The following is a 21,477-nucleotide window of genomic DNA, read 5'->3' as shown; positions in this document are numbered from 1 at the left end:
GCTGGAGTCTGCCGTTAGCGCTGAGCAAATGGCCACCCCAGGAGACGGACCTGTCGCACGGCGCTACAGTCCGACAGCTGAGGAGGGAAGATGGCGCTGAACAAGAAGGGTTCCCGGCGCATAACCGTTGACGGGATCGAGTACCGCTGGCGGATCCGCAGGAAGCCCTCCTACATGCAGGGACTCTGCTGGACACCGATGACCTATGCGGTTGAAGCGGCCAGCGGCAGCCAGCCGGGCACGACCTTGATCGTCACCAGCGGTCAGGCCCATCCCAGCAACTGGGTGGGCGTCGAGACGGAGCCCATTCGTCCGGCTCACGTTGCTGCCAGCATTCGAGAGGCACGGGATCAAGGCTGGGATCCAACCCGGGTCGGTTCTCCATTCCAGCTCGACCGATCCGCAGGATTCATCGCCCAGTCATGAGATAGAGCGGAGTAGGGCGGCGCATCTGGCCCGGCATCATGGCCTGGTGACCACATGGATGCGCTGCTACTGGGACGAGGAAGACATCTGGTTCTACTTCGAGGTCGACGCCGAAGGCTGGGTGATCCGGCAGGTCGAACTCGAAGGGCCTGAGCTGATCCCGATCGCAGCTGCTTCCCTCGCCGAGTGGCAGCGGGCCCGCGACGCAGGCCGCCTCGGTGACTACGACAGCAGATTCGGGATCACCGCCGAGCTGCCCGTCTCGGAATGGGAAGGCCACGAACCCGAACAACTCACCTTCGAGGAGTTCGAGGATGTCTGGGGCCCTGCCCGTCAGCAGATCGCATCCCTGCCCAGCTGACCTCTCGGCGCCGCACTGGCTTCTTGGCATCATCGCGACATCACCCCGCCCCTTCGCCGCACCGTCCGAGCCGTCGACACCGCTCAGCTCCTGGACCTGGCCCAGGAGGCCGCTATACATGGCTTCAGCCAGCGGCTCCCGGTCTACTGGCTACGAGAGCACCTCGCCGCAGAAGCGACGCACTACCTGTTCCCGACCTTCGTGCAGCGGCTCACGCACCGTCCCGAAGTGCCGCTGCAGTGGTAGTGCCAGCAACTGCTGACCGTCAGCACCGGCGAGCAGATCTGGGGTCTCCTCGACGTCCTTCCCGACACCTTCGACAAGATCCCGGAGACCTTGGACACGGCGTCCAAGAAGGACATCGTCAACCGCATCGAGCAAGCAGTGAAGGTGCGGGAGTGGATGGAACGGACGGCCGCCGATGCAGGTTCATGAGGTCTGGCAGCCGGCTGGGCAGTCTGAGGAAATGACACCGATCTGAGACAGCCGGCGGCCGACACGGCGTGAGACTGAAGAGGAACGTCCAGCTCAGAGCGTCGGCGCCTGACACCGAAAGTGAGAACCTACACGCCCCCCGACGGGCTCTGAGACCCCTTCGTTCAGACCCCGTCGGGCTGGAAGAACTCGAGCATTCTCCTGCCGGCGTCCGGTGACATCAGCACCTCCTGCATGGTCGCGGACATCCTGGCGGCAGCGCCGGTGCGCTCGAACATCTCGCGTTCGTACTCCGTGACGGCGGCGAGGAAGTCGTCCGGGTGTGCGGCCAGCGCGAGAGCGAGCAGGGCGCCGTCGAGAAGCGCCATGTTGGCGCCCTCTCCCACGGGTGGCATCAGGTGCGCGGCATCGCCGACCAGGGTGACACCCGGGACGGACGGCCAGGTCAGGCCGGCCGGGAGAGTGGTGATCGGCCGTGGCACGACCGCGTCGTCGCATGCCGCGATGAGTGCGGTGATCCGTGAGTCCCATCCGGGGAGGAGCTCGATCAGCCGCGTCCGGGCGGCGGCCGGGTCGTGGAACGGGATCCCGCTGGTGGCGAACCAGTCCTCGGCGGTGTTGTAGAAGCTGAGGCCGATGCGAACGCGGCCGTCGCCGTTGCGCTGCGCCGCAAGGGAGATGCCACCGCCGAGTACCCAGTAGTTGCCGCGCCCGACCATCGCCGCGAGGTCGGGGTGGGTGCGGTCGGCATCGGGAATGCCGAGCTCGACCACGTTGTGGCCCGTGTGCACCGGACGGGCAGCGGTGAGCAGTGTGCGGACCCGGGAGTGGGCGCCGTCCGCGCCGACCAGCAGGTCGTACGGCGCGCTGCCGCCGTCGGCGAAGTGCAGCAGGCCCCTGTCGGCGGATGTGCATGCGTGTCCCCAGCGCACCATGGCGTCGGGGAGGGAATCCAGGAGCAGGTCGCGCAGATCGGAGCGGTCGACCTCGGGCCGCGCCAGTGGGGCGTCGTCGGGCGTGTCCTCCTGGAGCAGCAGCGTGCCGTCCGGTTCGAGAAGGCGCATGTCCTGGCCTTCGCCCCGGGCGATCTCGTGGAACCGGTCGGTCAGGCCTGCCTCGCGCAACGCCTGCTGGCCGGTGTGGATGTCGAGCATGCCGCCCTGGGCACGTGCGTCACGTGACGCTTCACGTTCGTACACGACGGCTTCGACGCCGTGCACATGCAGGACCCGGGCCAGGGTCAAACCGCCCAGGCCGGCCCCGACGATCGCAATGGTCATGGATGAGCCCCCTCCTCCGATACGCCGAATGGATCGAGACACTGTATCGATTCGTCCGGTGTACTGTGGCCGCATGTTGGTGTGGGAGAGGCCCGAGCCGCCGAATCGACCTGTGCCTGCGCCGTTGAGCCGGGAGCGGATCGTGCGCGTGGCGATCCGGCTGGCCGATGCGGACGGCCTGGACGCAGTGTCACTGCGCAAGGTGGCCGCCGAGCTGGACGTCCGTCCGATGCGGCTGTACGGCTACATTGCGAGCAAGGAGGAACTGCTCGACCTGATGGTCGACGCCGCCCATGCCGAGATCAGGCCGGTCGGAGACGGCTGGCGGGAGGTTCTCCGGTCCCTTGCCGAGGTGACACGGCACGCCGTTCACGAGCACGAGTGGCTCGCCGATCTGCTGGGTGGCCGTCCCCAGCTCGGACCGCACGCGCTGGCCGGCGGGGAGACGGTGCTCGCCGCACTGGACGGCGTCGACGTGGACGACGTCATGCCGGTGGTCGCCGCGGTCAACGCGTACGTGGTGGGCGCGGTGCGGCGGGAGGTCGCCGACCGGCGTGCCGAGCGGGCCACCGGTATGGACGAGAAGCGCTGGCAGGCAGCGCTCGGGCCCTATCTGGAGCGGACCTTTGCCACCGGCCGGTTCCCCGCCCTGGCCACCGTGGTCCGCGACGCCGCCCACCACGATGCGGACCACACCTTCCGGACCGGCCTCGACTTCGTGCTCGACGGCATCGAGGCCCGCATCTCCGGGTGACGCGTGGCAGATGGACCTGTCCGCCACCGCTCACAGGGGCCGATTGGTGCATTCAATGAGATCTGAGGCCCTGCGCTCCCTTTCGGAGCCGTGTCCACAGACCCCTCAGCGCCTTCAGCGCCCGAGCCCGGCGGCCTTGGCGGCGCGTCGCGCGAAGACGTCCTCACGGTTCTCCTCCATCTGCTGCAGCGCGTTCCTGCGGTCCCGCCCGGAAAGCCGGTCGAGGTACGTGTGGCCGAGGACGTGATCGGTCTCGTGCTGCAGGCACCGGGCGAAGTAACCTGTCCCCTCGACGACGAGCGGACTGCCGTCCTTGTCGAGCCCACGGACGACGGCTCGATCGGTCCGGGGGACCACCATGGACGCACCGGGCACGGACAGGCAGCCCTCGACGTCGTCGACCAGCCGTCGGTCACCCGGGCCGGGCAGCTCCAGGACCGGGTCGATGATGTGGCCGACGTGCCTGATCCCGTGGTCGTCCAGGCAGTCGTACACGAAAAGTCGCAGGTCGACGCCGACTTGGTTGGCGGCCAGGCCGGCACCCTCGGCGACGTACATCGTGAGGAACATGTCGTCGATCAGGCTCGACAGTTCAGGGGAGCCGAGATCCTTCACCTCCTGGCAGGGTCGGTTCAGGACGTCCTCTCCCACCACCGTGATCCGGCGCACCGCACCCCGTTCGGCCTCGGGTGCCCGAGCAGGGAAGGAGTCGGTGGGGCGTCCTTGCAGACGAACTCGGCGGTCGACGGGACGAGTTCGTTCGTGATGGACGGACATGGTGGTCTCCCGTTGTGCGCACGCCGCGGGTCCCGGTCGACACCGCGGCCGGATGCGGCAGGTTGCCAAGAGCTTTGCAAAGTAGCAGACTTTGCAAAGTGACTGAAGATGACTTCGATGTTCCGAACGACCTGGCACGCGGTACAGGCGAAGCGCTGCGTGAGCATGAGGTCCGCACAGCCCTGCTGGGTCTGCTTGCCGAAGTCGGCGCCGTCACGGCGACCGAAGCCGCCTCCCGGCTGGGCTACAGCTCCGGCCTCTGCTCGTTCCACCTGCGGCAGCTCGCACGCCACGGACACATCGAAGAAGCTCCGCGCAGCGGGGGCCGCGCGCGCCCTTGGCGTCTGAAGCAGCCCGGCTCCCCGGTCCACGCTGACTCGGACGAGCAGTTCGGTGACATGGCCCGAGGGCTGGAGGACGAGAGCTGGCAGCGATGGCTGGCCCGGCGGGACGATGCACCGTCCGGATGGCGCCAGGACGAGGCCTTCAGCGCCGTCACCTACCTGACGCCCGAGGAGATGCACCGGGTCGCGGGTGTGATCCGCCGGGCGCTCGCCCCCTACCAGGACCGTGAGCAACGCCCCTTGGCCCGGCCTGACGGCGCTCGGCCCGTTGCGCTCATCACCCGGCTCTTCCCTCTGCTTCCCCACGCGGCAGGCGATGCGGACGAGGGGTGAGACATGACCGGCCGGTGAGGCCCGACTTGGATCCCGTGGCCGGAAGCCGAGACCTAGGGCCCCCTGCTTCCCTGCGCTGCGTAATGAGTTCGTCAGGCCGAGGACGCGCGGGTCATTCTTGGGTATGACCTCTGACGAACCTCTGCTTCCCACCACCCGCCGTTCTCTGCTGCACCGTGTCGCCACCGCGCAGGCCGAGGGGCGGACGCCCTCCCTGGTCGCCGCTGTCCAGCGGGAGGGACGGATCGCCTGGAGCGGGGCGCGCAGTTGTGTGGACGGCCACGAGCCCGACGGCGACACGCAGTTCCGGATCGGCTCACTTACCAAGACGTTCACCGCCGTGCTGGTGATGCGCCTGCGGGACGAGGGGCTGCTCGATCTGGACGACCCGCTGGAGAAGCACCTGCCCGGTACGGACGCGGGTCACCTGACCGTTTTCCAACTGCTGGGCCACAGCGGGGGCCTGCGGGCCGAGACGCCCGCACCGTGGTGGGAGAGGACGCCGGGTGGCACCCGCCCGGAACTGGCGGATGTGCTCGGCGAGAGTCCGCAGATCCACTCGGCCGGCCAGCGGCATCATTACTCCAACCCGGGCTACACGCTGCTCGGGTCACTGGTCGAACGACTGCGCGGCGATGCCTGGGCCGACGTGCTGCGCCGCGAGATCCTGGAACCTCTGGGGCTGGACCGTACGACTCCCGAGGCACAAGCACCGCACGCGGGGGGCTGGGCCGTTCACCCATGGGCGGACGTCATGCTGCCCGAGCCCGCCGAGGACCTCGGACTGATGGCGCCTGCGGGGCAACTCTGGTCGACGACCACCGACCTGCTCCGCTTCGCGGCCTTCCTGGCTCGGGGTGACGAGCGTGTGCTGTGCGCCTCCTCGGTCGAGGAGATGCGTGGCCCGGCCGCTCCCACCGAGGCGGGAGACTGGGCCGGCACCTATGGCCTCGGCCTCCAAGTCGTGCGACGCGGTGACCGCACGCTCCTGGGGCACACGGGTTCGCTACCGGGCTTCTTGGCCACGCTCTGGTTCAGCATCGAGGACGACGTGGCGGCCGTGGTGCTCTCGAACGCGACGTCCGGCCCCCTGGTCGGTACGGTCGCGGCGGACCTCGTGCAGATCGTCGCCGACGCGGAGCCGCGGATCCCGGCCCCCTGGCGCCCACTGCCCGAGATCGACGAGGAAGTGCTGGCGCTCACCGGGATCTGGTACTGGGGCACGCAGGTGTATGCCCTCAAGGCGCCGGCGGGCGGAGGAATCGAGTTGCAGCCGCTGCGGGGTGCCGGCCGTGCGGCCCGGTTCCGGGCGTGCCCTGACGGGACCTGGACAGGTCGTGACGGTTACTACGCGGGGGAGACGCTCCGGGTCGTGCGTGCCGGTAATGGCACGGTGGACCACCTCGATCTGGGATCGTTCGTCTTCACCCGTGAGCCGTACGACCGTGGTGCGGCCATTCCTGGCGGTGTGGACCAGGACGGCTGGCGAGGGCTCGCCCTCTGAGGAGAGCTGAGCGGCGTTTCACGTGAAACAGCAGGTGCCTACGCGCGAGGCGTCAACGCGAGCGACGAGCCGAAGCGCGCGAGGCGCCGACGCGAGCGACGAGCCGAAGCGCGCGAGGCGCTGATGCGAGCGACGAGCCGAAGCGCGCGAGCGTGAGCACGCAACGTGGAACGCCGAACAGGGCGCGTCCTCCCCCACGCCCGGAGGGAGGACGGATCAGGCCGACAGTTCGCGTTCCAGAGGCGTGCGGAAGCGGGGGGTGATGCGCGCCGCGCCCACCCAGGCGGCCAGCCGGGATGCTTCCGCCTCGATGAGCTGTGAGGCGTCCCGGCCCACGTCGGAGAGCAGCCGCCAGACGAGTTCGCCGTCACCGCGCTGCGCCCAGCCGCCCACGATCCCGCCGTTCCACCAGACGGTCGGTCCGATGTTTCCGGCGCGGTCGAAGAGCGCGGCACGATGGCCGGCGGGCAACTGGAAGTCCCGGTCGGCCCAGCCCATCCCGCTCGGGTCCAGGCCGGGCAGCAGGGCCGCCCAGGGCTCCGGGGGCGGTTCGGCGGCAAGGTCTCCGGGGGCGACCAGGGCGACAGCCCCGTTGTCGAGCAGGACCTCCTCGGCGCCGACGGATGCCAGGGCCGCGCGCGTGTCCCGCAGCCCCCAGCCTGTCCACCACTTCAGGTCGGCCTCGGTCCCGGGGCCGTAGGAGAGGAGCCACCGCCGCGCGACCTCCGCCCGCGCCTCGGCGGGGTCCGACGCCGGCCAGGGTTCCGCAGCCGTCCAGCGGAACTGGCTGGAGGTCCAGGACCCCCGGGGGCGGTCGCGCCGGATGAGCCCATCCGCCGCCATGACGCGGATCACTCGGGAGGCGACTCCCTGCACCGTCTCCTGCTTCGTGCCGGGAAAGACAGTGATCCTGGTGCGTAGAGCAAGTACGGCAGCCGCGAGCTCGCTCCCCGAGGCACGCCCCCGAGCGGTCAGCACGGCGAGTGTCTGCTGTTCGGCATCGGCGAGCCATCGCTCGTCCAGGCCGTTGCCGTCCTCCCGGAGATGCTTGAGGAGCTTGCTGCGCTCCTTGGCTGCGACGGGCCGTGCGTTCGACGCGTCGACGGAGGGGGCGACAGCCCTGGAGACGGTGAACAGGGTGTTCCGCATGGACAGCAGCCGGACCAGCGACACGTCCTCGTAGAGCGCGCGTTCCACCGTCTCGACCCCGGGGTGGGACAGCCGTGCGCAGGCGGAGAGATGGACGGTGGCGGCGTCGGTCGAGTGCAGGGCGACAACCGCGTCCGCCACCGTTACGACGGACTCCGCACGCGCGGAAGGGGCCAGCAGGTGCCGGCGGCCGAGTCTGGCCCTTCGCTGGTCGTCGTCGATGCGGTACATGAAACCTCCCGGAACTCTGCCGGGACCCTATGTCTCAGAGAGCGAGTTTGAACCCGACGTGGCTTGCGGTGAAGCCGAGTCGCTCGTAGAAGCGGTGGGCGTCGGTGCGGGTGGCGTCCGATGTGAGCTCGACCAACTGGCAGTTCTGACGCCTGGATTCGTCGACCGCCCACTGGATCAGCTGGGTGCCGAGACCCCCACCGCGCTCATCGGCGTGTACGCGCACGCCCTCGATGAGGGAGCGGGTCGCGCCGCGGCGGGACAGCCCGGGAATGATGGTGAGCTGGAGGGTGCCCACGACGCGAGCCTCGCGCACAGCCACGACCAGATGCTGATGAGGGTCGTCGGCAAGCTGCCGGAAGGCCGCGTGATACGGACCGAGGTCGTCCGGGGACTCGCGCTGCGCACCCAGCGGGTCGTCGGCGAGCATGGCCACGACGGCGGGGATGTCGGAGAGTGTTGCGGGACGTATGTCGAGATCGCTCATGATCGGCAGACTACGCAAACCCGCCGGGTCAGGCCGGAACCTTCAGTGCCTCGACCGTCCGGACCAGCGGGGCGAGCTCCGGGTTCTCGGCGGCCTCGTCGAGCGCGGCGCGGAGCGCCGTGTCGTTGGTCGGCCTCGCTTCGCCCAGCAGCGTGAGGCCCGCTTCCGTGACGTCCGTGTAGATGCCCCGCCGGTCGGTGTCGCACAGGTACCGCGTGAGCAGTCCACGGTCCTCGAGTCGGGTGACCAGCCGCGTGGTGGCGCTCTGGCTCAGCACCACGGCGTCAGCGACCTGCTTCATCTGCAGGTGCCCGCCCGTACCGCTGTGCTGTCGGCTCAGGACGTCGAGCAGGGAGAACTCACGCGCGCTGAGGCCGTGGTGCGACTGCAGGGCCCGCTCGATGCGGGCTTCGATCTTCCCGTGGAGCAGGGAGAGGGCGCACCAGCTCTGGGCGAGGGCCGTCAGTGCGGGGTCTGTCGCTGTCATGGTCTCTCCTCCGTGCGGGAGCTGCTTGCCTCCAGGGTAGGGCACGTCCGCAATAGCCCGCGCTTGCGATTAATAGGCGTCTGCAATTATTGTGTACGCCTGTAAGGCGCAGACGCAATCTCCAGGGAAGGTGTACCCATGCCGCTCGCGCTCCTCGCCCTCGCCATCGGGGCATTCGGTATCGGAACCACCGAGTTCGTGATCATGGGGTTGCTCCCCGACGTTGCCGCGGACTTCCACGTGTCGATCCCGACCGCCGGGTTCCTGGTCACGGGCTATGCCCTGGGCGTGGTCCTCGGCGCTCCGCTCATGACCGTCCTGGGTACCAAGGTGACCAGGAAGCGGATGCTGATGCTCCTGATGGGGCTGTTCATCGTGGGGAACGTGGTGTCCGCGCTTGCCCCTGTCTTCGGCGTGATGCTCGCCGGGCGGGTGATCGCGTCACTGGCCCACGGAGCCTTCTTCGGCATCGGGTCAGTCGTTGCCGCAGGCCTGGTCGCTCCGGAGAAGAAGGCCGGCGCCATCGCCATGATGTTCACCGGGCTCACCGTCGCCAACGTCGTCGGGGTTCCGCTGGGAACCTTCATCGGCCAGAACCTCGGATGGCGCGTGACGTTCTTCGTGGTCGCGGGACTCGGTGTCCTGGGCCTCCTCGGTGTGGCCAAGCTCGTCCCCGAGCAGCCGAAGCCCCATGGCGTGCGGATCCGTCATGAGCTGGCGGCGTTCCGCAACGTCCAGGTGCTGCTCGCGATGGCGATGACGGTGCTGGGCTTCGGCGGTGTCTTCGCGGCCATCACCTACATCACTCCGATGATGACGGAGACCGCCGGCTACGCGACATCGTCCGTCACCTGGCTGCTCGTCCTCTTCGGCCTGGGCATGGTCGGCGGCAATCTGCTCGGCGGGAGGTTCGCGGACCGTCATCTGATGCCCATGCTGTACGTCTCGCTCGGCGCGCTTGCCGTGGTCCTTGCCCTGTTCACCCTGACCGCGCACAACAAGATCGCTGCCGCGGTGACCATCGCCCTCATCGGGGCCCTCGGTTTCGCGACCGTACCGCCACTGCAGAAGCGGGTGCTCGACCAGGCGGCAGGGGCACCCACCTTGGCCTCGGCCGTCAACATCGGAGCCTTCAACCTCGGCAACGCGCTCTCGGCGTGGCTCGGTGGGATCGTCATCGCGGCCGGTTTCGGCTATACCGCACCCAACTGGGTCGGCGCGGTGCTCGCAGGGGCGGCGCTGGTCCTGGCGGTGCTCTCCGGGGCGCTCGAGCGTCGGACGGTCTCCCATGGCCGGCTGGTGTCCGCACACGTTCCGGAGCCTGATGCAGGCGCGGATGCCGGCTCCGGCTCCGATGAATCGGTTGCCGCGGCAGCCGTGTCGACGGAGCGGTGACGGGGGGATCCATGGCTGCGGTCACCGAGGAATCGACGGCGAGACGCTGCGGAAGATGAACGTGGGGCGGTCGGCGGCACCGCGGGCCGGTCGCCTCCTGTGCTCACGGCACGCGTGGCCGCCCGAGGTGTTTCACGTGAAACACCGGGGCATCAGCCCAGGTCCGGCGCATGCATCGCCCGTACACCCTCGATGTTGCCGTCAAGGTAGTGCCGCAGTGACAGGGGTACGAGATGAACAGCCGCGATTCCCACGCGACTGAACGGCACCCGGACGACCTCGTACTCCCCACAGGGCTCGTCGATCTCCGGTCCGTGTCGACGTGACAGGTCCATCGACGCCAGCCGGCAGACGAAGAAGTGCTGCACCTTCACGCCTTTGACGCCGCCGCCGGCGATGTGTTCGACCGTGTCGACGAAGCAGGGCACCACGTCCACGACCTTGGCGCCGAGCTCCTCGTCGACCTCGCGGTGCAGCGCGTCGACGACGGTCGCGTCCTCCGGCTCGACCCCGCCACCGGGCGTGACCCAGTACGGGTCGACACCCGGCTTGGTGCGCTTGATCAGGATGAGGTCATCGCCGTCGAGCAGGACGGCGCGGGCGGTGCGCTTGACCACGGGGCGTTCGGTCATGGCAAGAGCGTGGCCCGGGAGAGCCGATCTGAAACTCCTGCGGGCCGACCGGTCACCAGTCCACAGCAGCACGCACCAGCAACTCGTGCGCCCGCGCAATGTGCGGCAGGCCGAGTGTGCCGGTCCTCGCGACGAGGAAGTACGTGCGGAGCGGTGGTACAGGAGGGTCCAGCAGCGCCACGACTTCACCCCGCTCCAGGGCGCTTTCGCAGAGATAGCGCGGCAGCACGGCGAGGCCGGCGCCCGCCGCCGCGGACTCCAGCACCGCTCGGAGGTCCGGGGCGATCACGGCTGCGGAGGCGGCGGGGAGGCTGTCGAACACCGTCGCCCAGTAGCGCGAGACCAGGGGGAGGCTCTCGTGCACCTCGACCACCGGCAGCTGCTCCAGCAGTACGGAGCCCTTGTGCCGCAGGACCCCGGGCCCCAGACGCCCCGCCCAGCGCGGGGCCGCGATCAGGACGTGCTCCTCGTCGCAGAGGGGGGTCGACGTCAGCAGACCACCGCGCGGGCGGGCCGTGGTGAGGGCCAGATCATGGTGGCCTGCCGCCAGCCCCTCCAGCGTGCCCTCGGCGTTCGCGACGAAGGTGCTGCGGAGCGCGAGCCCTTGGGAGACCAGCGGGCTGAGGGCGGGAAGCGCCCGCACCGAGGTGAACTCGGGGGGCCCGGCCAGGTGCAGTGTCCGCACCCCCGACGTGTCGTCGAGTCCCACCTCGACGATGTCGACCAAGGCGTCGAGATGCGGGGCCGCCCGGTGGGCCAACTCGTCTCCCACCGTGGTGGGGGTCACCCCGCGGGCCCTGCGCAGGAAGAGCGGGCGGCCCAGCTGCCGCTCCAGTGCGCGTATCTGCGAGGTGACGGCGGGCTGGGACAGTCCCAGCAGTGCGGCGGCACGGGTGAAGGATCCGGCGCGGTGCACCGTGACGAACGTGCGCAGCAGGGCCAGGTCCATGGTCCGCCCCCTCCCCTCGGCGTGACGCTGCGCCCGTGCCGCACCGCCGGACGCAACCGCTCAACTATAAATATGTCGATAGGAAGCTGTCGTTACGGTGATTGGACACTGACGCACAGTCAACTAGCCTTGTCCGGGAGGTTCTCGGCGCAGGAACCGGGGTGGTCCGAGCCACGAGGGGGGAGGCTCGGACCGCCCGTCCCGAGCGGGACCGGTCCGGTGGACGGGGACGCCCGTCCCGGACCGGTCCTGCCAGGACCCGGAAGCCGCGGATCAGCGAGCCGCCTCGTCCAGCGCACGTTCCACGTCCGCCAGCAGGTCCTCCGGGTCCTCGGCGCCGACCGAGAACCTGATGAAGCCCTCCGGTACGGCGTCCCCGCCCCAGCGCGCCCGGCGCTCGGCGGTGGAGCGCAGCCCGCCGAAGCTGGTCGCGTTGTCCACCAACCGCAGGGACGCGAGGAAGCGCTCAGCGGTCTCCCTGTCCGCCAGCACGAACGCCACGACGGAGCCGAAGCGCCGCATCTGGCGCACGGCGACGGGGTACGAGGGGTCGCCGTGCCGCCCCGGGTAGCGCAGGCCCGTCACGTCCGCGCGCTCGGCCAAGGCCTCGGCGAGCAGCGACGCGGTCGCGCACTGGCGGTCGATCCGCAACTGCAGCGTCGCCAGCGAACGGTGGGCGAGCCAGGTCTCCATGGGTCCCGGAATCGCGCCGGCCACCTTGCGCCAGCGCCGTACCCCCGCGGTGAGCTCCGGATCCCGGCACGTCACATGGCCGAGCAGGATGTCCCCATGCCCGGTCAGGCCCTTGGTGTCGCTGGCGACGGAGAAGTCCGCCCCCAGGCCGAGGGGACGCTGGCCGAGAGGGGTGGCCAGGGTGTTGTCGACCGCGACCAGTACGTCCGCGTCGTGCGCGGCTTCGACGAGCCTGCGCACATCACAGACGTCGAGACCGGGGTTGGACGGCGTCTCGATCCACAGCAGCTTCGCCCCGTCGAGGAGCTCCAGCTGGGCATCGCCGCCGGTCGGTGCGGTCCGCACCTCGACCCCGTACGCCTCCAGCTGCTCCCGTACGAGGGGGAGCGCCTGATACCCGTCGTCCGGCAGGACCACGCTGTCGCCGGTGCGCGCCTGCGACAGCAGCACGGCCGAGACGGCGGCCATCCCGGAGGCGAAGACCGTGGTCCCGACCTCCTCCCCCGGTGCCTCCAGCTCGCCGATGGCGCGCTCCAGGCGGGTCCAGGTCGGATTCGTGTCCCGGCCGTAGGTATAGGGGCCGACCGGATCGCCGGACAGATGGAAGTGCGCGGCGAAGACCGGACCGGGAAGAGCGGGCCCGTACTGCTCCGGTTCGGGCAGTCCTGCTCGTACGGCCCGTGTCCCGTCACCCGTGCTGCTCATGCTCGTCTCCTCGTCCCGCCGGTGGTTCAGTGGTCCGTGCCGCACGGTGTGGCCGGCGCGGATCAGTCCTCGTCGGGGAGGACCACGTTGAGCGCCCAGGACACGACCGAGATGATCAGGCCGCCCAGAACCGCGGTCCAGAAGCCGTCGACATGGAAGTTCAGATCGACGACACCCGCCAGCCACGAGGTGAGCATCAGCATCAGGGCGTTCACGACGAGAGTGATCAGCCCGAGCGTCAGGATGAACAGGGGCAGCGTGAGGAGCTTCACGACAGGCTTGACGACGAAGTTCACCAGGCCGAACAGCAAGGCCACCAGGATCAGGGTGAGCACCTTGCGCCCGGTGTTGTCACCGGTCAGCGTGATGTCGTTGAGCAACCAGATGGCTACGGCCAGCGCACCTGCGTTGGCGATCGTCTTGACTACGAAATTCTTCATGTGTCTGATCGTGGCAGACATGATCGATGGCGGACACCGTCGAAACAGGGCTGCACATATGCGAGGGGCGGACGGACGATGAAGGCATTCAGACTGGACGAGCTGGAGGCGGAGAGGGCTGCCAACGACGGGGCCTATCTGCAGTTCATCCGGGAACGCACCATGTCCGTAGGCCTGTACGCCCTGGACGCCGGAGCGCTCGATCCCCAGCAGCCGCACGGACAGGACGAGGTCTACTTCGTCGTCAGCGGGCGGGCCTCGATCACGGTCGGCACGGAGACCACGCAGGTGGGCCGGGGGAGCGTCGTCTACGTACCCGCCGGGACGGCCCACAAGTTCCACCACGTCACCGAGGACCTCCGGGTCATGGTGGTCTTCTCCCCGCCGGAGGGCTGAGCCGCCTCCCCGGGGATTCTCCCCGCCGGCCCGGGGTTCCCTAGGGGATCGTTCAGGGGAGTTCAGGGGATCCCGGGCCCTCGTACACCACCCCCGCGCCTCTAGCATCGGAGCAAGGAACTCAGAGAGACGAGGTAGCGGCGATGGCGGTGCGGGAGATTTTCGCGGGGATGCCCTGGTGGGTGAAGTGGGTCGCGGTGCCTCTCATCGCGATCGTGGTGTTCGGCGGGCTGATCGCCAGCGTGGTCGGGTTCGTGATCGGCCTCCTCTTCAAGGCGCTGGTCTTCGTCGTCCTCGTGGGCGGCCTGATCTTCGTCGTGCGGAAGTTCATGTCCTCGTCCGAGCGCAGCGACTGGTAGGTGCGACGGGGCGGATGCCGGCTCGGAGCAGCCAGCGGTTTCGTGACGGACAGTGACGGGTCGGGTGGCGTGCGGCCCTCCTGCGATTAGCCCAGCTGAGCTAAGTCCAGGACGAAACCTCTCTCCTGGCCGTATGCGCCGATACAGTGGCGTACCGCTGCCGCCAGCTGGGAAATGACGGTCCGTCACCATCCTGCCCAGTGGTTTGTGCGACCGTCCGGTCTCCGGACCCCAGGCTCGCGGCGCCCGTGGGGGCGGCCTCCGCGGGAGGGCTGACAGCCCGTCACCATGCCTGGGGGTGACCTGTGACCACGGCATCGAGCACCGCTGTCCCGACGTTGATCGGTTCGGTTCAGCGCGCGTTGAGACTCATGGAGGCTGTGGGCACCCATCGGGACGGGGCGCCTGCCAAACAGCTCGCGCGGGAAGCGGGCCTTCCCCTCCCCACCGCCTACCACCTGCTGCGGACGCTGACCCACGAGGGCTATCTGCGCCGGGAGAACGGCGTCTTCCTGTTCGGTGCGGCGGCCCAACGGCTGAGCGGCGGCCCGGCGACCCCGCGTCCGGGGGTGATCGTCGACTCGCTCGCGCACTGGGCGGACGTCATCGGGGCCCCCGTGTACTGCGCCCTGTACAAGGACGGCGAGATCGAGATGGTCGCCGTCGCGGACACCCCCGCCGTTCCCGCGGTGCACGAGTGGGCCTCGTTCCGTGAGACGGGCCACGCCCACGCCCTCGGTCAGTGCCTCCTGGGACAGCTCGACGAGCGGGCGCGTGAGGATCACCTGGACCGGTATCCCGTCCGTCCCCTGACGCGTTACTCCGTGAGGGACCGTCAGGCGCTGCTGAGCCGACTGAGATCGATGAAGCGCACGGAACCGGTCGTCGAGCGCCAGGAGTACGCCATGGGGACGGTCTGCGCGGCCATTCCGATCACTGTCGGTTCCGCCGTGGCGGCGATGGCTGTTTCTCTCCCCCTGCACCAAGAAGAACGGTTGCTCCCCGCAGTCGAACAACTACGCTGTGAAGTGACCACTCTCTTGCGCTCGTTCGTGTTCTCTATCAGTATCTGAAAAATCACTCCTTGTGATCTGCTATCGCGTGCACCACGATGGCGTCAATAGGGCCATGGGGGATCATTCCTGGCCAGATTCATCTACTGCGGGGTTGAACGATGCGCGAGTCGGTTCAAGCAGAGGTCATGATGAGCTTCCTCGTCTCCGAGGAGCTCTCCTTCCGTATCCCGGTGGAGCTCCGGTACGAGGTCAGTGATCCGTACGCGATCCGGATGACCTTCCACCTGCCGGGAGACGCCCCCGTCACCTGGGCATTCGGCCGCGAGTTGCTGCTCGACGGTCTCAACAGTCCCAGCGGCGACGGCGATGTGCACATCGGCCCGACCGAGCCCGAGGGGCTGTCGGATGTACACATCCGTCTTCAGGTCGGGGCGGACCGTGCGCTGTTCAGGGCCGGCACGGCACCTCTTGTGGCATTCCTCGACCGGACGGACAAGCTGGTGCCGCTGGGGCAGGAGCACACGCTGGGTGACTTCGACGGCAATCTGGAAGAGGCGCTGGGCCGCATCCTGGCCAAGGAACAGAACGCCGGCTGAGCAGGAAGATCCGGCTGAACATCGAACACCGGCGGCCCGGGGGCATGTGTCCGGTGCCCCGGTTCACACCTTGCGGCGTCGGCCCCTCCCGGTCCGTGCGGGTGCAGGAGCTCCGGCTTCCGCGCCGAGCCCCGTGCGGTCCGCGGAGACCACCAGGGCCGCGAGCACCGTCGTCACCGGCACCGAGGCGACCAGCCCGATCGACCCGACCAGGGTGCGGACGATCTCCTCCGCGACCAGTTCGCTGTTGGCCACGGTGCCCACGCTGCTCTGCGCGATGGAGAAGAGCAGCAGCAGCGGGAGTGCCGCGCCCGCGTAGGCGAGCACGAGGGTGTTGACGACCGAGGCGATGTGGTCGCGCCCGATCCGGATGCCCGCCCGGTAGAGCCCCCGCACACCCATGGTCGGGTCGGCCTGGTGCAGTTCCCAGACCGCCGACGTCTGGGTGACGGTCACGTCGTCGAGCACACCGAGCGATCCGATGATCACACCGGCCAGGAGCAGGCCGCTCATGTCGATGTCCGGGTACAGCCCGTGGATGAGGCCGGTGTTGTCGTCCGTGTTGCCGGACAGGCTGGCCCAGCCGATGAACAGGGATCCCAGCAGCCCGATCAGCAGCAGCGAGATGAGCGTGCCGATCACGGCCACCGAGGTGCGGGCCGTCAGGCCGTGGCAGGTGTAGAGGGCGATCAGCATGATGGCGCTCGCCCCGATCACGGCGACGACCAGCGGATTCGATCCCTGCAGGATCGCCGGAAGGATGAAAAGGGTCAGCACGCCGAACGAGACCGCCAGCGCGATCAGCGCCATCAGCCCACGCAGCCTGCCCACCACGACCACCGCGACGGCGAAGATCCCGGCGAGCAGCGCCATCGGCACCGTGCGGTCCACATCGGTCACCGAGTACTGGAGGTCGCGGGGTGCGTCCGGCGCGTACGCCACGACCACCCCCTGGCCCTCGTGCAGTTGCCTCGGCGCGTCGGGCTGGATGACCTCGACGAACGTACGGCCCTCGTCCTCACCGGTCGTGACCTCGACCGTGGCCTTCTTGCACTGCCCCGTCTGCTCGTTGACGGCCTCCCGCCCCGAGGGGGTGGAGGTGTCGCCGGTGGGCGGCACCTGTGAGGCGTTGACGTCCGCGCAGTCGACCGGGACCACCTTCGTCACACGGCCGTCCTGGGTCTGCCGGTCGAACCCCACGCCGGTGCGTTCGTGGGCGGGCGCTCCCCCTGGCCAGAAGGCCACGAGGCCGACCAGGACGGCGGTGGCGAAGGGGATCACCACGGCCGCGATGACCTTGCGCAGGTGCTTGGACACGGGCGCCGCGGGACCGTGGCTGTGGGTGTGTCCGTGTGCATGGCTCTGCGTGCTGCCTGATGCGGAGCCGTGGGGTTCGGGGGCGTTTCCGGGGGACGTCACCCCGCGATCATCCCAAGAACGGGCAAGGCCCTCTGGCCAGCACGCCAGAAAGGAGGTTAGCGTGGAGGCACTTTGCACACGCGGGAGCTCGGAGCACCGGGCTGAGAGGGCGCTAACCTCCGTACATCCGTACGGGACAGCTGCGCCGACCGCCGAACCTGTTACCGGGTAATGCCGGCGTAGGGAGTAGGTCTCATGACCACAGCGGACGCAAGCACGCCTGTCTCGACGCAGAATGCGCGGAATGCGCAGGATGTGAAGGACGACGAGGCCGGGAAGTCCATCGGCTGGCACAAGGGATACGTCCAGGGCTCGCGCCCGGACCTCCGTGTGCCGGTCCGTCAGGTGCACCTCACCAACGGCAAGGACGTGACGCTGTACGACACGTCCGGGCCGTACACCGACCCCACCACCGACACCGATGTCCGGCGCGGGCTCGCCCCGCTCCGGGAGAACTGGATCATCGCCCGCGGGGACACCGAGGAGTACGCGGGCCGCCCCGCGCGCCCCGAGGACGACGGGCTCAAACACACCTCCCCGCGCGGCGGCCTGCGCAACCTCGACGCGGTCTTCCCCGGCCGCCCCCGGCAGCCCCGGCGCAGCCGCGACGGCCGGCCGGTCACGCAGCTGGCGTACGCCCGCCGGGGCGAGATCACCCCGGAGATGGAGTACGTCGCGATCCGGGAGAACGTCGAACCCGAGGTCGTGCGCGAGGAGATCGCCGCGGGCCGGGCGGTCCTTCCGGCCAACGTGAACCACCCGGAGATCGAGCCGATGATCATCGGCAAGCGCTTCCTGGTGAAGGTCAACGCCAACATCGGTAACTCCGCGGTCACTTCCTCCATCGAGGAGGAGGTGGACAAGATGACCTGGGCCACCCAGTGGGGTGCCGACACGGTCATGGACCTGTCCACGGGCCGCAACATCCACACCACCCGCGAGTGGGTCCTGCGCAACTCCCCCGTTCCGATCGGCACCGTCCCCCTCTACCAGGCACTCGAGAAGGTCGACGGCCGCGCCGAGGAGCTGACGTGGGAGATCTACAAGGACACCGTCATCGAACAGGCCGAGCAGGGCGTCGACTACATGACCGTGCACGCCGGTGTCCGGCTGCCGTACGTACCGCTCACGGCCCGTCGGAAGACCGGCATCGTCTCGCGCGGGGGGTCCATCATGGCGGCCTGGTGCCTGGCGCACCACAAGGAGTCGTTCCTGTACGAGCACTTCGAGGAGCTCTGCGAGATCCTCGCGGCCTACGACGTGACGTACTCGCTCGGCGACGGTCTGCGTCCCGGCTCCATCGCCGACGCGAACGACGAGGCGCAGTTCGCCGAGCTCCGCACGCTCGGTGAGCTCAACACCGTGGCCAAGCGGTTCGGTGTCCAGACGATGATCGAGGGCCCGGGGCACGTCCCGATGCACAAGATCAAGGAGAACATCGACCTCCAGCAGGAGATCTGCGAGGAGGCGCCATTCTACACGCTGGGCCCGCTGACCACGGATGTCGCTCCGGCGTACGACCACATCACCTCGGGCATCGGTGCCGCGATGATCGCCTGGTGGGGGACGGCGATGCTCTGCTACGTCACGCCCAAGGAGCACCTGGGGCTGCCGAACCGGGACGACGTGAAGACCGGCGTCATCACGTACAAGATCGCCGCTCATGCGGCTGACCTCGCCAAGGGGCACCCGGGGGCACAGGAGTGGGACGACGCCCTGTCCGACGCCCGGTTCGAGTTCCGCTGGGAGGACCAGTTCAACCTGGCGCTCGACCCGGACACCGCGCGGGAGTTCCATGACGAGACGCTGCCGGCCGAACCGGCCAAGACGGCGCACTTCTGCTCGATGTGCGGTCCCAAGTTCTGCTCGATGAAGATCTCCCACGACATCCGGCGGGAGCACGGGGACGGGCAGGACGAGATCGAGGCGGGGATGGCAGAGAAGTCCAGGGAGTTCGCGGCGGCGGGCAACCGGGTCTATCTGCCGATCGCGGACTGACTCCGGCCCCACGCCGCCCGGGGGGCGGGGTGCCGTCCCTGCCCCCACGGCGGGGGCGGCACCGGGTCCGGCCGGATCCCCCTCCGGCAGCAGGCGCTCCGGGCCCGGCCCGATCACTCCGGCCGGTGCTCCGGGGCCGACCGGATCACTCCGGCTGGTGCTCCGGGGCCGGCCGGATCACTCCGGCTGGTGCTCCGGGGCCGGCCGGATCACTCCGGCTGGTGCTCCGGGCCGCCGAAGTCCGGGCTCGTGAAGTCGGGGCTGGTGAAGGTCGGCCGCGGGCCGGCCGAGGGGCCGTCCTCCGGCCCGGAGAAGTCGGGCCTGCTGTAGCCGATCTTCGGGATCCGGTTGACCGAGCGGTGGGGCGTCCGTGACGCGGGTCCGGCCGTGGGGTCGGCCAAGGCGTCCCGGAGGAAGGGCAGGATGCCGCGTTCCAGCAGGGCGTGGCGCCAGGCCTCCCGGGCTCGCGCGACGTCCTCCGGCAGTTCCTCCTCTTCGTCCACGGCCGGCAGCGCGGTGGCGCCGTTGCGCAGGGCCGTGACGAGGAGTCCCACCGCGGCGACCAGGATGGCCGCGGCGGCGACGGCCGCGAAGAACCAGCCGGCGGCGACCATGGTCCCGGCGAAGGCCGGGGCGGGGCTGAGCGCCTTGAGCGGGTACCCGATCAGCAGGAATATCAGGGCGGCCGCACCCGCGAGGACCGGCGCCAGCACGGCGATCACCGCCAGGGTCCCCGCCCCCGTGGGGTCGGACTCGTCCGTGGCCTCTCCCAGGACGGACGCCTGGGCGTCCTGGGGCTCCGGCCCGCGGAGCTCGCCGCGGACCTTCACGTAGTGGTCGTACTCGGTGGCGGCCGCCGCTGTGATCAGAGGCGTGGCGTCGAGCGCCATCGTCCGCAGCTGTTCCGTGTTGAGACGGTCGCCGACTCCGTCCAGATCCGGTCGTTCGTGGGCGTGACGCAGCGCGTCGGCAAGGATCCGCTCGTACTCGGGGCGGTCCTCGGCCAGCAGGTGCGGAGCGCTTTTCATCTGCATCCCCCGATGCTCCGTAGGGCCTGACCGGCCGAGCGGGCCGGGCGATCGGGCGGAAACGGAGGAGAGCCTGCTACTGATACGCCGATGGTAGAGCGCCTACGGCGCAGGGTGACAGGGGGTTTCCGGAAATAGGCCCAGCCGTCGACGCTGTCAGGTCGTGAAGCGTCTTCCCCGGCTGCGGTCAGTCATGCAGGGGGAGTTGGACGACCAGCAGCTTTCCGGCCATGGTCACTCCGCCGTCCATGGCGATGGCAAGCCCCTCCGCGTAGACGTGCGGGCCGTCGACCACGGGCCGCGGAACGTCCTCGCCGTCCTCCGACCCGACCTCGCCGAGCAGGTACGGAATAGGGCTGTGACCGTGGACGACGCGCTCCCCGCCGTATGTCGCCATCAGCTCGCGGACGGCCTGTGCGCCGCCCTCGTCGCGGAAGGCGAACCGCTTGGTGAGTTTACGGAAGAGGTCCCAGCACTCGTCGGCGTCGTTCCGCGTGAGAATGGCGTGCACCGTGTCGTTGACGTCCTCGATGGTGGACCCGTAGTCGAGGTAGGCCGTCGTGTCGGAGTGCATCAGCAGATGCCCGTCCTCCTCGACGACCGCGTCGAGCCGTGACATCCACTGGAGGTGGACGTCCTGGAGCCGCTCCATGTCCGTCTTCTGGCCGCCGTTGAGCAGCCAGGCGGCCTGGAAGGTCGCGGTTCCCGCCCCGGAGTTCACCGGGGCGTCGCCGAACCGCTTGGCGCCGAGCAGGAGCAGTTCGTGGTTGCCCATGAGGGCCTTGCAGTAGCCGCCCGCAGCCGCGGCCTCCGCGGAGAGGCGCATGACCAGGTCGATGACGCCGATGCCGTCAGGACCGCGGTCGGTGAAGTCGCCGAGGAACCAGAGCCTGGCGTTGCCGGCCGTCCACCGGCCGTCGGCGTCGACGAGTCCCTGCTGGTGCAGGGCGCCCAGGAGCTCGTCCAGGTAGCCGTGGACGTCGCCGACGACGTACAGCGGGCCGCCGGAGCCGTCGGAGGCCCGCGCCTCGGGGACGGCCTGCACCTGGACGGTGTCGCCCCGGTTGATCACGGGAAGATCGCGCTCGGTGGGGGTGTACCCCTCCGGGGGCTCTTCGCCCACCACGACGTTGCCCGGGTGCGGCGGGTGCGGCGGGTGCGGCTCCATCGGCACCTGCGCATACGGCGGTACGCGGAAGTCACGCAACGTCGCTGTCCGCACCACGGGTTCCTGACCGGCCCCCTGAGTCATCGACCCCTCCACCACCGTCGCGCCTCCGTAC

Annotated in this window: 23 protein-coding genes, 1 pseudogene and 1 riboswitch; of the genes and pseudogenes, 12 read left to right on the top strand and 12 right to left on the bottom strand. The window is 69.4% G+C overall.

Annotation, left to right across the window (positions count from 1 at the left end):
- The first annotated feature begins 90 nt into the window (after nt 1-90).
- From ACFC51_RS25120 to ACFC51_RS25110, 3 genes and pseudogenes are all read left to right on the top strand, one after another.
- On the top strand, nt 91-426 hold the full coding sequence (locus ACFC51_RS25120) for a hypothetical protein (protein ID WP_078620210.1): 336 nt from the start codon (nt 91-93) through the stop codon (nt 424-426).
- A 58-nt stretch (nt 427-484) separates the two neighbouring features.
- A complete protein-coding gene (locus tag ACFC51_RS25115) occupies nt 485-787 on the top strand; it encodes a hypothetical protein (RefSeq protein WP_376530929.1) in 303 nt (100 codons plus the stop codon).
- A gap of 39 nt (nt 788-826) precedes the next feature.
- Nucleotides 827-1,222, top strand: a pseudogene (locus ACFC51_RS25110) (hypothetical protein).
- A gap of 164 nt (nt 1,223-1,386) precedes the next feature.
- Here the strand turns inward: ACFC51_RS25110 and ACFC51_RS25105 are convergent.
- Nucleotides 1,387-2,502 carry an FAD-dependent oxidoreductase gene (locus ACFC51_RS25105; RefSeq protein WP_376530873.1) on the bottom strand — a complete coding sequence of 372 codons (1,116 nt, stop codon included), beginning with the start codon at nt 2,500-2,502 and terminating at the stop codon, nt 1,387-1,389.
- A gap of 73 nt (nt 2,503-2,575) precedes the next feature.
- Here ACFC51_RS25105 and ACFC51_RS25100 point away from each other — a divergent pair, with 73 nt between their 5' ends.
- Nucleotides 2,576-3,256, top strand: a complete 681-nt coding sequence (locus ACFC51_RS25100) for a TetR/AcrR family transcriptional regulator (protein ID WP_376368263.1) — start codon at nt 2,576-2,578, stop codon at nt 3,254-3,256.
- A 114-nt stretch (nt 3,257-3,370) separates the two neighbouring features.
- Here ACFC51_RS25100 and def read toward each other — a convergent pair whose 3' ends face one another.
- Nucleotides 3,371-4,033, bottom strand: coding sequence for a peptide deformylase (gene def / locus ACFC51_RS25095; RefSeq protein WP_376530870.1), 663 nt, complete (start codon nt 4,031-4,033; stop codon nt 3,371-3,373).
- Nucleotides 4,034-4,131: 98 nt separating this feature from the next.
- Here def and ACFC51_RS25090 point away from each other — a divergent pair, with 98 nt between their 5' ends.
- Together ACFC51_RS25090 and ACFC51_RS25085 are read left to right on the top strand one after the other, a co-directional pair.
- Nucleotides 4,132-4,710, top strand: coding sequence for a winged helix-turn-helix domain-containing protein (locus ACFC51_RS25090; protein WP_376368267.1), 579 nt, complete (start codon nt 4,132-4,134; stop codon nt 4,708-4,710).
- 124 nt (nt 4,711-4,834) lie between these two features.
- Nucleotides 4,835-6,214, top strand: a complete 1,380-nt coding sequence (locus ACFC51_RS25085) for a serine hydrolase domain-containing protein (protein ID WP_376368269.1) — start codon at nt 4,835-4,837, stop codon at nt 6,212-6,214.
- A gap of 216 nt (nt 6,215-6,430) precedes the next feature.
- On the opposite strand, the gene ACFC51_RS25080 is transcribed toward ACFC51_RS25085, so the two are convergent.
- Genes ACFC51_RS25080 through ACFC51_RS25070 form a run of 3 tightly spaced genes read right to left on the bottom strand, consistent with a single transcriptional unit; the run spans nt 6,431 to nt 8,568 of the window.
- Nucleotides 6,431-7,594, bottom strand: a complete 1,164-nt coding sequence (locus ACFC51_RS25080) for a winged helix DNA-binding domain-containing protein (RefSeq protein WP_376530867.1) — start codon at nt 7,592-7,594, stop codon at nt 6,431-6,433.
- A 34-nt stretch (nt 7,595-7,628) separates the two neighbouring features.
- Nucleotides 7,629-8,081 (bottom strand): GNAT family N-acetyltransferase, encoded by a 453-nt coding sequence (locus ACFC51_RS25075; RefSeq protein ID WP_376530865.1) that lies wholly within the window; start codon nt 8,079-8,081, stop codon nt 7,629-7,631.
- 28 nt (nt 8,082-8,109) lie between these two features.
- Nucleotides 8,110-8,568 carry a MarR family winged helix-turn-helix transcriptional regulator gene (locus tag ACFC51_RS25070; RefSeq protein WP_376368275.1) on the bottom strand — a complete coding sequence of 153 codons (459 nt, stop codon included), beginning with the start codon at nt 8,566-8,568 and terminating at the stop codon, nt 8,110-8,112.
- Nucleotides 8,569-8,706: 138 nt separating this feature from the next.
- Here ACFC51_RS25070 and ACFC51_RS25065 point away from each other — a divergent pair, with 138 nt between their 5' ends.
- Entirely contained in the window at nt 8,707-9,963 is a 1,257-nt protein-coding gene (locus tag ACFC51_RS25065; RefSeq protein WP_376530861.1) for an MFS transporter, read from the top strand.
- A 152-nt stretch (nt 9,964-10,115) separates the two neighbouring features.
- Here ACFC51_RS25065 and ACFC51_RS25060 read toward each other — a convergent pair whose 3' ends face one another.
- The 4 genes from ACFC51_RS25060 to ACFC51_RS25045 all read right to left on the bottom strand — a co-directional run bounded on the left by ACFC51_RS25060 (nt 10,116) and on the right by ACFC51_RS25045 (nt 13,382).
- On the bottom strand, nt 10,116-10,595 hold the full coding sequence (locus tag ACFC51_RS25060) for an NUDIX domain-containing protein (protein ID WP_376368279.1): 480 nt from the start codon (nt 10,593-10,595) through the stop codon (nt 10,116-10,118).
- A gap of 52 nt (nt 10,596-10,647) precedes the next feature.
- The gene (locus tag ACFC51_RS25055) at nt 10,648-11,544 is read right to left on the bottom strand and encodes a LysR family transcriptional regulator (protein ID WP_376368281.1); all 897 of its coding nucleotides are present in this window, start codon (nt 11,542-11,544) and stop codon (nt 10,648-10,650) included.
- A gap of 273 nt (nt 11,545-11,817) precedes the next feature.
- Nucleotides 11,818-12,942 carry a cystathionine gamma-lyase gene (locus ACFC51_RS25050; RefSeq protein ID WP_376368283.1) on the bottom strand — a complete coding sequence of 375 codons (1,125 nt, stop codon included), beginning with the start codon at nt 12,940-12,942 and terminating at the stop codon, nt 11,818-11,820.
- Between the two features lie 62 nt (nt 12,943-13,004).
- Nucleotides 13,005-13,382, bottom strand: coding sequence for a phage holin family protein (locus ACFC51_RS25045; protein ID WP_376368285.1), 378 nt, complete (start codon nt 13,380-13,382; stop codon nt 13,005-13,007).
- 78 nt (nt 13,383-13,460) lie between these two features.
- Between ACFC51_RS25045 and ACFC51_RS25040 the strand changes: the two genes are divergently transcribed.
- From ACFC51_RS25040 to ACFC51_RS25025, 4 genes are all read left to right on the top strand, one after another.
- Nucleotides 13,461-13,778: a cupin domain-containing protein gene (locus ACFC51_RS25040; protein WP_376368287.1), complete on the top strand. Its 318-nt coding sequence runs from the start codon at nt 13,461-13,463 to the stop codon at nt 13,776-13,778.
- A 149-nt stretch (nt 13,779-13,927) separates the two neighbouring features.
- Complete coding sequence (locus tag ACFC51_RS25035) at nt 13,928-14,137, top strand: DUF5326 family protein (RefSeq protein WP_099173639.1); 210 nt, start codon at nt 13,928-13,930, stop codon at nt 14,135-14,137.
- A gap of 305 nt (nt 14,138-14,442) precedes the next feature.
- A complete protein-coding gene (locus ACFC51_RS25030) occupies nt 14,443-15,210 on the top strand; it encodes an IclR family transcriptional regulator (RefSeq protein ID WP_376368289.1) in 768 nt (255 codons plus the stop codon).
- Nucleotides 15,211-15,311: 101 nt separating this feature from the next.
- Complete coding sequence (locus tag ACFC51_RS25025; protein ID WP_073750747.1) at nt 15,312-15,749, top strand: SsgA family sporulation/cell division regulator; 438 nt, start codon at nt 15,312-15,314, stop codon at nt 15,747-15,749.
- A gap of 63 nt (nt 15,750-15,812) precedes the next feature.
- Here ACFC51_RS25025 and ACFC51_RS25020 read toward each other — a convergent pair whose 3' ends face one another.
- Nucleotides 15,813-17,168: a YibE/F family protein gene (locus ACFC51_RS25020; RefSeq protein WP_376368292.1), complete on the bottom strand. Its 1,356-nt coding sequence runs from the start codon at nt 17,166-17,168 to the stop codon at nt 15,813-15,815.
- 70 nt (nt 17,169-17,238) lie between these two features.
- Nucleotides 17,239-17,371: riboswitch (TPP riboswitch) on the top strand.
- On the opposite strand from ACFC51_RS25020, the gene thiC reads away from it, so the two are divergent.
- Nucleotides 17,364-19,166: a phosphomethylpyrimidine synthase ThiC gene (gene thiC, locus ACFC51_RS25015; protein WP_376368294.1), complete on the top strand. Its 1,803-nt coding sequence runs from the start codon at nt 17,364-17,366 to the stop codon at nt 19,164-19,166. It overlaps the preceding riboswitch by 8 nt.
- Nucleotides 19,167-19,375: 209 nt before the next feature.
- Here the strand turns inward: thiC and ACFC51_RS25010 are convergent, their stop codons facing one another.
- Nucleotides 19,376-20,200: a hypothetical protein gene (locus ACFC51_RS25010; protein ID WP_376530858.1), complete on the bottom strand. Its 825-nt coding sequence runs from the start codon at nt 20,198-20,200 to the stop codon at nt 19,376-19,378.
- Between the two features lie 181 nt (nt 20,201-20,381).
- Nucleotides 20,382-21,461: a metallophosphoesterase gene (locus ACFC51_RS25005; protein WP_376530856.1), complete on the bottom strand. Its 1,080-nt coding sequence runs from the start codon at nt 21,459-21,461 to the stop codon at nt 20,382-20,384.
- Nucleotides 21,462-21,477 lie beyond the last annotated feature (16 nt).

The sequence above is a fragment of the Streptomyces sp. NPDC055962 genome (assembly GCF_042270185.1).
Taxonomy (GTDB): domain Bacteria; phylum Actinomycetota; class Actinomycetes; order Streptomycetales; family Streptomycetaceae; genus Streptomyces.
Note: the sequence above shows the minus strand (reverse complement) of the source record. Positions and strands in the feature narration are given on the sequence as shown.

Bases quoted from the DNA above. Each gene is read 5' to 3' on its own strand.
- ACFC51_RS25120 (WP_078620210.1), top strand. From the start codon at position 91: ATGGCGCTGAACAAGAAGGGTTCCCGGCGCATAACCGTTGACGGGATC.
- ACFC51_RS25115 (WP_376530929.1), top strand. From the start codon at position 485: ATGCGCTGCTACTGGGACGAGGAAGACATCTGGTTCTACTTCGAGGTC.
- ACFC51_RS25105 (WP_376530873.1), bottom strand. From the start codon at position 2,502: ATGACCATTGCGATCGTCGGGGCCGGCCTGGGCGGTTTGACCCTGGCC.
- ACFC51_RS25100 (WP_376368263.1), top strand. From the start codon at position 2,576: ATGTTGGTGTGGGAGAGGCCCGAGCCGCCGAATCGACCTGTGCCTGCG.
- def (WP_376530870.1), bottom strand. From the start codon at position 4,033: ATGTCCGTCCATCACGAACGAACTCGTCCCGTCGACCGCCGAGTTCGT.
- ACFC51_RS25085 (WP_376368269.1), top strand. From the start codon at position 4,835: ATGACCTCTGACGAACCTCTGCTTCCCACCACCCGCCGTTCTCTGCTG.
- ACFC51_RS25080 (WP_376530867.1), bottom strand. From the start codon at position 7,594: ATGTACCGCATCGACGACGACCAGCGAAGGGCCAGACTCGGCCGCCGG.
- ACFC51_RS25075 (WP_376530865.1), bottom strand. From the start codon at position 8,081: ATGAGCGATCTCGACATACGTCCCGCAACACTCTCCGACATCCCCGCC.
- ACFC51_RS25070 (WP_376368275.1), bottom strand. From the start codon at position 8,568: ATGACAGCGACAGACCCCGCACTGACGGCCCTCGCCCAGAGCTGGTGC.
- ACFC51_RS25065 (WP_376530861.1), top strand. From the start codon at position 8,707: ATGCCGCTCGCGCTCCTCGCCCTCGCCATCGGGGCATTCGGTATCGGA.
- ACFC51_RS25060 (WP_376368279.1), bottom strand. From the start codon at position 10,595: ATGACCGAACGCCCCGTGGTCAAGCGCACCGCCCGCGCCGTCCTGCTC.
- ACFC51_RS25055 (WP_376368281.1), bottom strand. From the start codon at position 11,544: ATGGACCTGGCCCTGCTGCGCACGTTCGTCACGGTGCACCGCGCCGGA.
- ACFC51_RS25050 (WP_376368283.1), bottom strand. From the start codon at position 12,942: ATGAGCAGCACGGGTGACGGGACACGGGCCGTACGAGCAGGACTGCCC.
- ACFC51_RS25045 (WP_376368285.1), bottom strand. From the start codon at position 13,382: ATGAAGAATTTCGTAGTCAAGACGATCGCCAACGCAGGTGCGCTGGCC.
- ACFC51_RS25040 (WP_376368287.1), top strand. From the start codon at position 13,461: ATGAAGGCATTCAGACTGGACGAGCTGGAGGCGGAGAGGGCTGCCAAC.
- ACFC51_RS25025 (WP_073750747.1), top strand. From the start codon at position 15,312: ATGCGCGAGTCGGTTCAAGCAGAGGTCATGATGAGCTTCCTCGTCTCC.
- thiC (WP_376368294.1), top strand. From the start codon at position 17,364: ATGACCACAGCGGACGCAAGCACGCCTGTCTCGACGCAGAATGCGCGG.
- ACFC51_RS25010 (WP_376530858.1), bottom strand. From the start codon at position 20,200: ATGCAGATGAAAAGCGCTCCGCACCTGCTGGCCGAGGACCGCCCCGAG.